Consider the following 13946-nt stretch of genomic DNA (forward strand, 5'->3'; position numbering starts at 1 on the left):
TTTTTTAGATGAGTATTCGTCCTGTTATCGTAATTAAGCATTTTTAAACAGAATAAGGCTGGTACAAAACCAAAGTTCTGTAACAAAAGACGAACATTATAAATATCGGCCCTGACTTAGCGTGATCCGTGAGTCTCCACGGGTTCCTGCGGGTCTCACACCGGCCGCTTCTCCCGAAGGAGTCTTTGCCATGCACCATCAACCGCTTGTCTAAAACAAACCCTTAATAAAAAAGACCCGGACTAATTTGATGTTAAAACTCAAATTAGTCCGGGTCTTTTTTAGATCTCTCGTAATACCACATATAAAAGCTATTCTCTGCCAAGTAAATCCAAGCGCAGAGGGGTGAATGCATCCAACAGGATCCCCTTCTCCAGTGCAATTGCACTATGCTTTACTCCGCTTGGGATGACCAGGGTCTCACCTGAGCGGACCGTCCTTTTCTCACCATCCAGCAAAAATTCAAACGTACCTTGTTTGACGTAGGTCAGCTGCTCATGCGGATGACTGTGCACGTATCCCTCTGCGCCTTTATCAAAATGGACCTCCATCATCATCAACGATATCCCTGGTGAAAATATCTTCCTCTTCACCCCTGGCTCTGCCTGTTCCCAATTGTTCTCGCTCATCTCTATCTCCCCTTCCCAGTCTAGTGTACTCATCGTAACAAAAGATGGAAACGGGATAGGGAGAATGGCTTTATATTCACCTTGCTTTTTTTTAGGTCAAGCGGAGCTTTCTCTCCAACTGGACCGGTGGAAGGTGAGTGTTACTGTTGTTCCCCCTTCTTTCGAACCATTAATAGCAAGCCCATAGCCTTCCCCACAAATTAAACGTATTCGATGATGTACATTGCTAACGCCGATACCCATATTGCGGTTCCATTCATGAAGTTGTTTTGTCGCCAATTGTTCATTGATTTCTTTCAAACGCTCATTGGTGATTCCGACGCCGTTATCGCAAACGCTAATCACTAGTTTATGCTTGTCCACCTCTGCATATAGATGGATTTCCCCTTCGTATCCCCGTTTTCTCAGGCCGTGATGTATGGCATTTTCAACGATCGGTTGCAAGGAGAGCTTTACCACCTCTTCCCCTAACAGACTTTTGGGAACATGGAAGTTCACCTGTATTTTCTTTTGAAACCGATGTTCTTGGACAATGAGAAAATTACTTACATGCTCTATTTCTTCCCTTAAAGTGACCACTTCAAAGTTTCGGACCGAATAGCGAAACATGGAAGAGAGGGCCGTTGCCATTTCCGATATTTCCTCCGCCTCATTCAAAATGGCATAGGCATTCATCGTTTCCAGTGTATTGTGAAGAAAATGAGGATTGATCTGTGATTGAAGTGCCTGTAATTCGCTTCTTTGTTTTTCTATCAGTACTTTCTGGTTTTGAAGCTCCGACTTATAGAGGTCCTCTACCAGCTCGGTCAATCTCTCGATCATTTTGTTATAACTGATGACTAACCTACTGATTTCGTCACTGCCTTTTAATGGCTTGATCTTTTCCCATTCCCCCATCTCCATCATTTTCATCCCTTGCTCCACTTTACGAAGAGGACGCACAATGCTTCTAGTAAAGCCTGTTGATATGAGGAGCGCGACGAAAATGGCGATGAACGAAGCAACAAATGCATTACGTTTTACACCCGAGACCGGTTCAAGGATGCTGACTTCAGGGGTGGTTGCTACCAAGGTCCAACCTGTATAGGCAGACTTGGAGTAATAAAACATGGTCTCCTGTGAGAGCCATTTATCAATGAAGGCCCCCTCCTCCTCTTCCGTAAATTGCTGCAAAATAGTATCTTGAAGGGTGATTCCTATCAGATTGGGGTCTGAATGATAGACGATTTCCCCTTTATTATCGATGATCCAGAGGGAAGTGTCATTTTTCAATTGTCCAATATTCCACAGTTTTTCGAGGGCGACTGCATTGATATCCACTCCCAGAATCCCCTTTGGAATAAAAGAGGTAGTCCCCCTAACTCTGCGTGTGATACTGATGACATATGGAGACCGGTTATAAATGCTCTCCTTGCCAAGGAGGTTTATTTGGCCATTTTCCGGTGTGGTCTCCTTCAACAGCTCATAAATTTCAAGATTTGTTCCATACTCAGCTCGTTTAATCAGCCTGTCCTCTGACAGTACCATTTGCCCTTGATCCCCAACTAAATAGATAAGGTTAATATCATTATGTTGTATAGAAATCCTATTCATCAGCCTTTTGATGTCCGAATTGTATTGATATCTTTCAAAAAGCTGATCATCCCCAAGATCCAGAAAGCCTTTGATACGTTGGTCAGATAGTAGAGACAAGGTGGCGAGCTCCAAATCCATGATATATCGGTCCGTCTGATAACTCGTGTTCTCCACAATATGATGTAAATAGACCTCCGTCTGACTTTTTATTTGGGATGCCGCTTCTTTATAGATGAGATAGGAGGCAATCGAGATGGTCAATAGAATGACAATAGTAAAATAGAGCAAAATCCGTTGTTGTATGTTTAACCTGTAGAGCCATGACATCAATCTATCCCCATTTCCACCCTATATTCGGATGGGGTTTGACCAGTATACTTTTTAAATGTTTTTGTAAAATGTGGATGGTCATTCAAGCCGATCATTCCAGGGATATCAATCACCCTGATATCATTCCGTAGCAATAACTCCTTTGCCTTTTCCATCCTCAATCTGATACGGAATTTGACAAATGTCTCGCCCGTTTCTTTTTTGAACAGCTGGCTGAAGTAGGATGCGTTCAGTCCGAGTTTTTGCGCTACCTCGTCCAAACTTATTTCCCTTTCCAGATGGATCAGAATATAGTCCTTGGCAATTGCAATCGGGTCTACTTCATTCCCCCGTCTTTTGATTTCAATAGCTCCTATTAGCTTGTGACAGGTATGGAGGAAATGCCTATCTGCCTCTTCTATTGATTTGCCCTTCAACACCGTATCTAATGAGATGCCAACCTTACTTCCTTTATTGTTGAGTCGATTCATCAATGAATCCAATAAATGTGAAAGTACATCGTTGTAATACTGAATTGGGAGTTTCCTCTTTTTCACTATCTCCTTCCAAGCCAGATAGCCCTCCTCCATCTTGTCCCTGTTCAAGGACCAAATTGCCGCCTCCAAATGCTGCAAACAATCATCCATTTCGGTTGCAGAAATAAAGTCGCTAGTATTTAGCTGGCGATTTTCCATACATCTTTCCACAGCCTCCAACATCTTCCTTTTACTAACAGGCTTTAGTACATACTCCGTGACCCCGTATATAATTGCCTTCTGCGCATATTCAAAACTATCATAACCTGAGATGATGATCCATTGGGTGTTCGGCAGTTTCTTTTTCCAGCTTTGAATAAGAGTCAAGCCATTGGTTTCGGCCATTTCTATGTCTGTAAAAATCAAGTCGAACTGTTGGTTTTCTAGAATATACTCCGCCTCCTCTGCCGTTTCTGCCTCCGTTAATCCTTCTATATAAAACCCATCAATATCAAGCTGGCCCAGTAGTTTTTTAAAACCTTTGCGAATCAAGGGCTCATCTTCAACTAATAAGATTTTCATGTTACCACTCCTTTGTTAAGCGCTTTCATTTTTTATTATTATATCGTAAACTTTTATATTTATTTTAAAAATTCTGAAATTAAATCCAAAAAAAACACAAGAGTCACAAAATACACTCTCTTGATGAAAGCCTTTTCAAAGATTACGATTAACCCACATTACAGATGTTTGATGAAGGGGGAAAAATTATGGGAGTAAGTTTGCTAGCTAATATAAAGAAGCATAAAGCCCTTTACCTGATTGCATTACCGGGCATCATCTATTTTCTTTTGTTTAAGTATGTTCCTCTGATGGGCTCCGCTATTGCATTTCAAAATTATAATATTTTTCACGGAGTCATGGGGAGTGAGTGGGTCGGCTTCGACCAGTTCCGGAAGATGTTTTCTTATCCTGATTTTATCAGAATATTGAAAAATACCTTATTGATTAATTTTTATGATCTTCTTTTCGGCTTCACCTCACCCATTGTATTAGCGCTTATGTTGAATGAAGTAAGGAAAGTCATTGCCAAGCGGATGATCCAAACGGTCATCTATATGCCACATTTCTTGTCGTGGGTCATAATCAGTGGAATCTTCATTGGAGTCTTGTCTCCTTCTACAGGGATTGTAAACACATTGATTACCTCGTTCGGATATGACCCCATTTATTTTCTTGGGGAAGACAACTATATCCGGTCCATCATTGTTGGCTCAGGCATGTGGCGGGATACTGGTTGGGGGACTATCATCTATCTTGCTGCACTTGCGGGAATCAATCCGAACCTATACGAGGCTGCAGAGGTGGATGGTGCCAATCGTTGGCAGCAGACATGGCATATCACCATTCCATCCCTCCTACCGACCATCACCATTCTGTTTCTTTTGCAGATTGGGAACTTTCTAGACTTTGGATTTGAAAGAGTGTATGTATTCCTCAATCCACTTAACCGGGAAAGCGGAGAGATTTTTGACACATACATTTATCAAGTAGGATTATTGCAAAACCAGTTCAGTTATACAACCGCCATCGGAATCTTTAAGTCGGTAGTTGGCCTGATTCTTCTTGTCGGTGCAAATTTTCTTAGTCGAAAGACGACCGGCAACAGTTTATACTAGGGAGGTAGACTTATGGCGAACAGAGAAACCCGATCCAGGAAGCTGTTTCTAACCTTTAATATCAGCATTCTGGTCCTATTATCACTTATCATGATCTTGCCGTTTTTCCATGTATTAGCACAATCGTTCAGCAGCTCCAATGCAATAGACAGAGGGGAAGTTTTATTTTTACCTGTTGATTTGACCTTTGACAATTACCAATATGTGTTCCAGGATATGACGATATGGCGTGCTTTTGGTGTCACGGTATTCATAACCGTCTTCGGTACACTGTTCAATTTGATAGCAACTGCATCACTTGCTTATCCATTATCAAGACAGGAGTTCAAAGGCAGAAAGATTTTCCTGTTCATGGTGCTTTTCACCATGATTTTCTCTGCACCGCTTATCCCGACCTATCTTCTCATCCAGAAGCTGGGGATGCTGGATACACTCTGGGCTCTGATAATTCCAACTGCGATCAGCGCATTTAATTTCTTTGTCATGCGGTCTTTCTTTTTACAGATTCCGAATGAGCTTATCGATTCGAGCCGGATGGATGGCTGCGGAGAAATGCGGATATTGTTTCAAATTGTACTTCCACTTTCAAAACCGGCATTAGCAACCTTGGGTATCTTTTATGCCGTTTTTCACTGGAACACGTATTTTAATGCTTTAATGTATATTGATAATCGTAAACTTTATCCACTACAAGTGAAGCTTCGGGAAATGATCGTGGATGATACGCTGGTGGCCGATCCTACATCAGATGTATTTGCAAGCATGCTATCAAGCTCCCCGGACGGAATCAAAATGGCAACAATCATTGTAGCGACGATTCCGATCCTATTAGTCTATCCTTTTCTACAGCGTTTCTTTATCAAGGGGTTCTTATTAGGTGGGATCAAAGACTAACTAAAAAATACACAAACTGAACTAAAATCATCACATTTTAAATAGTAAAAGCTCTTGATATTATAAATGTAAGCACTTACAATATTCAGAATTTTCAAATGGGAGGGCAATACATGAAGAAATCCTTGCTAGCCGCATGTTGTTTACTGTTCGTCACCATCTTTACCATCGCTTGTACCAACACCCAATCAAGCCAGACTGCGAAAACGGAATCGGAAGGCAGTCAAAATAGTGATTCTACCGAGCCTTTGAAGTTTTCCATCTCCATGAGAACACTTGCTACACCATACGTGGAAAACCATCCGGATATCAATGAAGACAAGTGGGTGCATGAACTAGAACGCCTCACAAACACAGACATCGATATCCGCCTTGTGCCCCATCAGGAATATGTAGAAAAAATGACCTTGATGCTGGCATCCGGGAACATACCAGATGTTGTTCAGGCATCCGGCGGTGTCCTTGGCCCTGAATTAGCTGGTGCCGTAGAAGCAGGTGTATTCATGCCACTGGACGATCTCTTAAAAGAGCATGGACAAAATTTACTAAAGGTCATCCCGCAAGAGGCCTGGGACCAAGTTACCTATGATGGTCAAATCTATGCCATCCCTGATTACCTCTCTAATCGTTCTAGACGTGGGATGTGGATTCGGATGGATTTACTAGAAAAAACAGGATTAGACATTCCTAAAACGGCAGAGGAATATTTAGAAGTACTGCGTGCCTTCAAGGAACTTGGCGTCGAAAATCCTTATCAAGGAAGGGAAGCCTTCAAATACGCAGATACATTCTTCGGGGCTTATGATGCATTCCCTTTTCAATGGGAACTATATAACGGTGAAGTCGTACCGAAATTCATGGCAGGCGATAAAATAAAGGATGCTCTCCAATTCTATAAAACGATGCATGAGGAAGGTCTCATCCATAGAGAGTTTCTGACAACCCAACAACCAGAATTCCGTAGTAATATCATAGCCGGGAAAGCAGGAATGTGGAGCATGAATGCAGAGGAATTAGTCGCTTGGGAGCAAGAAATCCAACAACACGTACCGGAAGCACGAGTAGAAATCATCCCTTCCCCAACAGGTCCTGATGGTAAAGGCGGACACTATCTATACAACAGTGTCATCCGTTCCTTCCTCATCAACAAAAACACGGAAGCGGATATAGCCAAACTTATTCAATTCTTTGACTGGCAAGTGTCTGAAGAAGCAGAACAATTCTTCACATATGGAATGGAAGGTGTGACATACTCACTCCAAAACGGTGAAATTACTTATGACATCCCAACAGAATCGAACGCAATCAATGAACAGCGCTATCGCTCATACTGGCTCTGGATGATTAAAGATGCCACTTATACAAAGGGTATCCTGGAGCTCACAGAGGATGGCCAGAAGTTAATTAGTGTCTTTGACGAGGTACTGAACCGCGAAGGCCGTGACAGTGTCCAGTTCGATCCACCACTTTCCAGTCTTCAAAGCAACCCAGACATCCGTCCAGGGAGCGATGTACCACCAGACGTCTGGATGAGCGGGGCAGCCCGTATCATTTTAGGCCAAGAACCAATAGAATACCACGACAAAATTATTGAAGATTGGCTAAACAAAGGTGGTCGCAAAGCCGTCGAAGAAGCGACCAAACGTTATAATGACGAAGATGGGGTCCAGAAACCAGCCAACTAAACACGAACCTAGAAAAGAATGGGTCATCGAAGATAGGATCTTCGGTGACCCATTCAATTAGACTTATAACTAGTTCTGGTGAGCAAACACAAATTCTCTTATCCTACCCAATAATTGAAGATGAGCAATAGCTGGAGATCAATTAGCTGATCTTCAGTTATTGCCCCCTTACTTCAATAATTTTTTATTATCTTTCAACCTATTTTTTAAAGGCTGTTATGATTTTTTCTAAATCCTCTGGACCTTCATAATCAACAAAGTGAAAAACACCCTTTCACACCTCATGTCCAACCATCCATTCCAAACGCTTGATTTGAACGGTGTCTGGCATTGCACGGAGCATTAGGTTCCGGAAATGGATCGCTAACGGGTTTTCAAGCTGCATTAACCTCGCCATTGCTCTTGAGCCTCGTACTACTTGTGTGGTGCGGGGAATCCTAATTTTCTCATACATTTTAAAAGCTTGCTGCACGTTGTCAGGGTATTTTTCAAGGGAACGGGATAATACCAGTGCATCTTCTAGGGCTTGGGCTCCCCCTTGTCCGAGGTTAGGAAGCATCGGATGAGCGGCATCTCCGAGCAACGTAGCCCTGCCTTTACTCCAATATTTTACCGGACTCCGATCAAAGATTTCATGGAGGAGTATGTCTGATTCATTGGTAGACTCAATGACTGCTTCAATTGGCTGGAATGAACCCTTAAATTTCTCCAAAGCAGCTTTCTTCCGATCCTCGGTGGTAATCATCGTTCCTTGCGGGGTATTAATTGCTGAAAACCAAAATATTCGACCACTGCCAAGATGGGAAAATCCGAACCTTTTACCAGGCCCCCAAGCTTCAAAGCCTCCTCCAAGTTCGACTGGAAAGCGGTCATCTTCAAAATTGGATATGCCTCGAATAGCGGTGAACCCAGAATAACGGGAAGGTGTTGATCCGATAACATATTTCCTTACTTCGGAATGTACGCCGTCAGCTCCAATTAATAAATCTCCTTCTGCTTCCTCTCCATCCTCAAAAATCGCCTTAATTTTCGTTACATCCTTTTCTATATTAATTAACTTTTTCCCGAAAATAACGGTTTCTTGTTTTAATTTATTGTATAAAATGTTTTGCAGATCAGGACGATAAATCAGGTAGCTATAGGTACCATAAAGTTTCGCTTGTTTATGAACAGGTACATTAACTAGGAGCTTTCCATCCCATGTTCGTATCTCTGCTTTTTTTACGGGGGAGCCGGCCTTGCGAACTTGTTCGGCGACCCCCAATTTCTCCAAGACTTTGATGGCATTTGCGGATAAAACAATTCCTGCACCTAATTCCTTAAGTTCTTTTGCCTTCTCGTATACAGTGACGTTCCATCCTAACTGCTGTAGGGCTATTGCAGCAGAAAGTCCACCTAGCCCTCCACCAATAATCATTACTGCTTTAGGTGCCATACCAGTCATCCTTTCTGCTTTTCCATGAAAAGCCTCAATTAAAACCTACTTATGAAGAAATTTGAAACTTTAAATCAAGCCGACGATATATGGAAAACTAAGAAGTAGGCAGGAATAAGATGAACAACATCAGTGTATCCAGTATGAAGTGAGTGCCGATTCCCGCAGTAAATACTGGTAGTACGCCCTATCAGCAAACCACCTCGTTGTTTAAGTGATTTTTTTCACAAACACAAACCAACAAAACATTTTTACAATGCATTTCAAGGTGATCTCCAGCTATTTATTTAAATATAACTAATATAAAATGTGTTTTTTTCGCTAACTACTTTTTTAAATTCCCTTTTAATATTTCTGTCTTGTGATAAAGTTCCCCTTATTAACAACCTCTTAAAGTTTTTCAGGATCTCCAGCTCAAGAAACACTTCAAATATTTAATAAAGCAAACTTGTTTGCGGTTCTCGCAAAATAAAGTTTCAAATAAAAGGTTTTAATTTTAAAATAACAGTATCCCGAACGAATTCCTTCCACTTTTATTTCATAATTTAGACCTATTATAAAAAAATGAACTATCTTTCTTCAACACCCTACCTATTGCTTAATAACAATTATTTCATAATCAAAAACTCATAGAACTAATAAAATACATATTTTTCATAAATTTCTCCCTTTTTAAAATTGACAGTAATTGTTTATTTATTACATTTATTAGAATATTATAACACTTGCACAAATATAGAAAAGGGGGAAATTCTATAAAAAATCATTACAGTATTTGTTTTAGTCACTAGTCGTTCTTTTTTCCTTATTTTCGTTTTCGTTCGTAACAGCAAACGCTTCAGAACTTGTAGAATCGGATAAAACAAAACTAGAGATTCTCAATGGAGATGCGTTAATTGAGGAAGGTGCTTCAAATCCAAGTTAAAAAGCTGCTTCCAAGGCGACACCCCCACCTTAAAAACAGCTCACTAACCTATTCTCCCCTCAATGCCTCACAAAACTTCTCCACTTTCCGTTCATCAATTTCCTTTCCAATCAAAATGATCGAAGGCTGAATTTCGTTATTCTCAATTCTGTTAAGCACTAAAGTAGATGCGGCATATTGGAATTCATATAAACCAGGAGTTTCATCTAGCCGGACGATACCCTTGGCCCTTACCACCTGTTTAGAGAGCTTTTTAAGTTGCTTTTCCAATACAACACGGTTAATCGGCTCTGAAAAGGTTACTTTTACGGCTTCAATGTGATGGTGGTGGTGATGGTGGCCGTCATGACTATGATCATGTCCTCTAGCATCCTCTCCACGACCAACCTCCTTCATTTCTTTCATCTGCATCCGCTTTTCCAGTAGTATCTCCAATGGCACCTCACCATGGCTCGTCCGGTAGACCGGTACATGGTCCTCTAACTCATCGGCGAGCTTTGACTCCACTTTGATAAGCTCCTTCTCTGAAACAAGATCCATTTTATTCAACACCAAAAGATGAGCAGATGTGACTTGTTCCTTCAACAAGCCCCGTATTTCTTTGGAACTGCTGAAAAAGCTCTGATATTCAAGATAATGACTTGCATCCACAAGACTTATCATCGACTGCAACTCAAAATGCTCCATATAGATTGGTGTTAATAAGACATCTTTAATTTCAAGAGGATTCGCAACACCCGTTCCTTCAATGATTAACACGTCCACCTTTTCACCCAAATATTGATCAAGCGTAGACTTCAGATCTTCCTGAATGGTGCAGCAGATGCATCCATTCAGTAGTTCTACCACTTTCTCCTCTTTAAAAAGATGGTCCTCTACATTTTCATCGCCGAGTTCATTGAGGATGATACCAGGTTTCATCCCCTCGTTTTTAAAGTGATTCAACATATGTAAAAGTACGGTCGTTTTCCCGCTACCCAAAAATCCACTGATAACAAAAACAGGTATCCTTTTGGTCATTATATACACTCCTATCGTTTCATCCTATTATCCTACTACCCATTATACAATTGCTTTAAAAGTAAATAAAATCAAGTTTCAAATCGTAACCATTACGCTTTTAATTTTATAGCTTACCCTATGTTCTTTCAAGCAATATGGTACTTCCCTTTAAGATGGGCTTTTCTTTTAGCAAAATATGCATAATAAGTGGAAAAATGTGGACCATAACCATATAAAACTAGCGCGAAGGGACGTAGCCATATGGATGATGTAGTTATTGCAAGGTCATTGTTTGGGACCACCATGGGATTTCATATCATTTTTGCCACACTTGGTGTGGGAATACCGTTGATGATCTTGATAGCTGAATTGATGTATCAAAAAACGCAGAACCGCGAGTATGCCATCATGGCGAAAAGATGGACAAAAGCAAAAGCAGTACTACTTGGAGTGGCCATTCCGACCGGTACCATCGCAGGTGTACAGCTTTCCCTTTTATGGCCCGGGTTCATGGAGGTCATCGGAAAGGTTATGGCCCTTCCATTTCAGATTGAGATCTATGCTTTTTTCATTGAAGCATTATTTATCTCTATCTACGTCTATGCAGCGGATAGGATATCCCCCTGGATGAGAATTTTCAGCGTGACACTTGTGACCATCGGGGCTGCGGCTTCGGCTGTGTTGATCACAAATGTTCATGCCTTTGAAGGTACACCAGCAGGATTCCGGATCGAAAATGGACAGATTGTCGATGTAGACCCTTGGGCTGCATTCTTCAACCCAAGTTTCGTCGTTACAGCAGCACATGTCGCCGTTTCTGCTTTTATGACCGGTGCATTTGTTATTGCTTCTGTTGCTGCTTATAAAATGCTACGAAACAAACACAATGAGCGAGTGTATAAATTTCATCGCAAGGCGTTGATCATGGGACTTGTGGTAGGGGGAATCTTCTCGTTCATGACAGCAATCAACGGTCATGAATCCGCTCAGCTATTGCATCAATACCAGCCGGAAAAGCTTGCTGCGGCTGAAGGGCTTTTTGAAACACAATCCCATGCTCCCCTTGCCATCGGCGGATTCACCGATCGGGAAACAAAAGAAGTGAAATGGGGCATTGAAATACCTTGGGCGTTAAGCTTCTTGGCGGATGACCGCTTTGATACAGTGGTAGTGGGTTTGGATGATTTCCCAGAGGAGTATTGGCCACCTTTATTTGTCCACACGCTATTCAATGCCATGGTTGGCATTGGTTCGTTATTAATAATACTCTCTTTGGTAGGCTTCTTTTGGAGCAAGATACTGAAAAAACGCACCTATCCAAAATGGATGATGTGGCTGTTTGTTGCTGCAGGGCCTATGGCTGTATTGGCCATAGAATTCGGTTGGATATTTGCATGTACAGGTAGACAGCCATGGGTCATCTATCGCGTCATGTTAACAGAGGATGCTGTGACAGGCAACCAGAACCTTGCTGCCTTATTCCTAGCGTTTGCAGGGATTTATGTATTACTGGGAGCTGCGGTGGTCCTTGTTTTACGCTACTACTTCAAGCGCCATCCGATTGAGGATGAACTTGATGAAATCCCCCCATCACCTACTGGGGTTCAGGCCTAAGGGAGGTTTATCTGCATGACAGATGTGATATTGGCGATTACCGTCCTATGGGGATTCATCTTTATTTATGCGGTAATGGCAACGATGGATTTCGGGGCAGGATTCTGGTCCATGCTCTATATAAAGAATGAGAAAACCAATGCGACGAACATTGCTAACAGGTATCTTTCCCCAACCTGGGAGGTGACTAATGTTTTTGTCGTCGCTGTAGTAGTGGCCATCTACAGTTTTTTTCCAAGCGCCGCCTACACCCTCGGCACGGTACTTCTGATACCGGGCAGCATCATTCTATTATTACTTGCTGTCCGAAGTGGATTTCTTGTCTTCTCACACATTGTGGATGACTACCACAAACCGTTGACCTATGTATCTGGAATCAGCGGTTTTATTATTCCGGCTTTTTTGATTCTGGTATTACCGATTACACATGGGGGATTTGTGGATAACATAGATGGGGTGGATACTCTGATGCTCGGACGTTTGTTGACGAGCCCTCACGCCCTTTCTTTTATTCTTTTTGCAATTAGCAGTACGCTGTTCCTTTCCTCCCTTCTATTGGCGGATTTTTCAAAGGTGGCAAAAGATAAGCATGCCTACGAAATATACCGACGAGACGCGCTCATTCTCGGACCTGTCGCTTGGTGCTTTACTCATCATGATCACCATGCGCTATGAAGCAGCTTGGCTTTTTGATGGAATGATGGACTATCTGGTCTGGTTATTCCTTTCGGCTGCGATGTTTGTTGTGACAGGTGTCGCCTTAGTTCTACCTGGAAAAAATGGATGGACTGGCCTCCCGCGTCTCGGTGTGGTATCGGCTTTCATTCAGTATGCACTTGCAAGCTATGCATACGGGAGGGCACATTTACCATACATCATTTATCCGAATGTAACCATCCAGAATGGATTTACAGACCCAGCTTCCTTCCGGGCACTGTTCATCACCTATATCATCGGATTCGTCATTCTGTTCCCAGGATTTATCTACTTCTGGAGACTGTTCATGAAGGATGAAAGGTACATTAAGAGTGAAAATTAAAGCTAGCGGACTTAATCGTCTCCTGGCTTTTTCAATTCCGAATATTCCCAAGCACCTTCTGTATGGAACTCCAAGATCTCTTACAGTAAAAAACTGGCTTGTTACTTTCCTTTGCTTTTTGCTTGATCACCTTGGCCAGATTATGATTGATATAATCAGTCAGAACAAGAATGATATCAATATGCTCTGGTATTGTTCTTTTTACCACTTGCACTTTTCTTCCGTCAATATGTAAAACATCTTCAAATCCTTGAGTTAACAGTTTATCGTGGATATTCCCTAAGTGATCTGCACCAACTACCATTAATGAAGCCATCGCTTATTACACCCTTCCTTTAATTGAGAATGATTCTCTTTTGTTATATTCATAATAATTGAGAATGATTCTCTTTGTCAATAAATTTTATAATTATACCTGTTTTTCAAAAGTAAGTATGAAAAAGATTCTCTAGTCAATATTAAGAAAGTATCTTCTGTACAAAAAAGGAGGACGAAAAGATGGCAAGAGACGTGGAAGTTTTATGTGAAGTCGAAAACTGTAACTATTGGGGCCAAGGGAACCGTTGCCAAGCAGACGCTATTTATGTAGTGAGCCATAAAGGCAATACAGCCCACGATACAAAAGACACAGATTGCAAAACCTTTAAACCTGCCCATTAATTGGGTAGATGTAAAAAAAGAAAC

General features: G+C 41.6%; 11 protein-coding genes and 1 pseudogene. 6 read left to right on the plus strand and 6 right to left on the minus strand.

Annotation, left to right across the window (positions count from 1 at the left end; translation table 11 throughout):
* Window positions 1-311 precede the first annotated feature (311 nt).
* The 3 genes from MKY77_RS20000 to MKY77_RS20010 form a co-directional block, all read right to left on the minus strand.
* The gene (locus tag MKY77_RS20000; protein ID WP_339147422.1) at window positions 312-629 is read right to left on the minus strand and encodes a cupin domain-containing protein; all 318 of its coding nucleotides are present in this window, start codon (window positions 627-629) and stop codon (window positions 312-314) included.
* 96 nt (window positions 630-725) lie between these two features.
* Entirely contained in the window at window positions 726-2531 is a 1806-nt protein-coding gene (locus MKY77_RS20005) for a histidine kinase (protein WP_339147424.1), read from the minus strand.
* Complete coding sequence (locus tag MKY77_RS20010; protein ID WP_339147426.1) at window positions 2531-3571, minus strand: response regulator; 1041 nt, start codon at window positions 3569-3571, stop codon at window positions 2531-2533. The genes MKY77_RS20005 and MKY77_RS20010 overlap by 1 nt, the downstream gene beginning before the upstream one ends.
* Window positions 3572-3759: 188 nt before the next feature.
* Between MKY77_RS20010 and MKY77_RS20015 the strand changes: the two genes are divergently transcribed.
* The 3 genes from MKY77_RS20015 (at window position 3760) to MKY77_RS20025 (ending at window position 7247) form a co-directional block, all read left to right on the plus strand.
* Window positions 3760-4668 (plus strand): ABC transporter permease subunit, encoded by a 909-nt coding sequence (locus MKY77_RS20015; RefSeq protein ID WP_339147428.1) that lies wholly within the window; start codon window positions 3760-3762, stop codon window positions 4666-4668.
* Between the two features lie 12 nt (window positions 4669-4680).
* Entirely contained in the window at window positions 4681-5562 is an 882-nt protein-coding gene (locus tag MKY77_RS20020) for a carbohydrate ABC transporter permease (RefSeq protein WP_339147429.1), read from the plus strand.
* 113 nt (window positions 5563-5675) lie between these two features.
* Window positions 5676-7247 (plus strand): extracellular solute-binding protein, encoded by a 1572-nt coding sequence (locus tag MKY77_RS20025; RefSeq protein ID WP_339147431.1) that lies wholly within the window; start codon window positions 5676-5678, stop codon window positions 7245-7247.
* A gap of 274 nt (window positions 7248-7521) precedes the next feature.
* On the opposite strand, the gene MKY77_RS20030 is transcribed toward MKY77_RS20025, so the two are convergent.
* Window positions 7522-8691: an FAD-dependent monooxygenase gene (locus MKY77_RS20030; protein WP_342515456.1), complete on the minus strand. Its 1170-nt coding sequence runs from the start codon at window positions 8689-8691 to the stop codon at window positions 7522-7524.
* A gap of 964 nt (window positions 8692-9655) precedes the next feature.
* Window positions 9656-10627: a GTP-binding protein gene (locus tag MKY77_RS20035; protein ID WP_339147433.1), complete on the minus strand. Its 972-nt coding sequence runs from the start codon at window positions 10625-10627 to the stop codon at window positions 9656-9658.
* Window positions 10628-10870: 243 nt separating this feature from the next.
* On the opposite strand from MKY77_RS20035, the gene MKY77_RS20040 reads away from it, so the two are divergent.
* Together MKY77_RS20040 and MKY77_RS20045 are read left to right on the plus strand one after the other, a co-directional pair.
* Window positions 10871-12223 (plus strand): cytochrome ubiquinol oxidase subunit I, encoded by a 1353-nt coding sequence (locus MKY77_RS20040; RefSeq protein WP_339147434.1) that lies wholly within the window; start codon window positions 10871-10873, stop codon window positions 12221-12223.
* Window positions 12224-12238: 15 nt separating this feature from the next.
* Window positions 12239-13262, plus strand: a pseudogene (locus MKY77_RS20045) (cytochrome d ubiquinol oxidase subunit II).
* A 31-nt stretch (window positions 13263-13293) separates the two neighbouring features.
* Here the strand turns inward: MKY77_RS20045 and MKY77_RS20050 are convergent.
* Entirely contained in the window at window positions 13294-13578 is a 285-nt protein-coding gene (locus MKY77_RS20050) for a DUF2325 domain-containing protein (RefSeq protein ID WP_339147438.1), read from the minus strand.
* Between the two features lie 182 nt (window positions 13579-13760).
* Here MKY77_RS20050 and MKY77_RS20055 point away from each other — a divergent pair, with 182 nt between their 5' ends.
* Window positions 13761-13922 carry a DUF1540 domain-containing protein gene (locus MKY77_RS20055; protein ID WP_065240314.1) on the plus strand — a complete coding sequence of 54 codons (162 nt, stop codon included), beginning with the start codon at window positions 13761-13763 and terminating at the stop codon, window positions 13920-13922.
* Window positions 13923-13946: the final 24 nt, after the last annotated feature.

Source organism: Sutcliffiella sp. FSL R7-0096, assembly GCF_038595065.1.
Classification (GTDB): Bacteria; Bacillota; Bacilli; order Bacillales; family Bacillaceae_I; genus Sutcliffiella_A.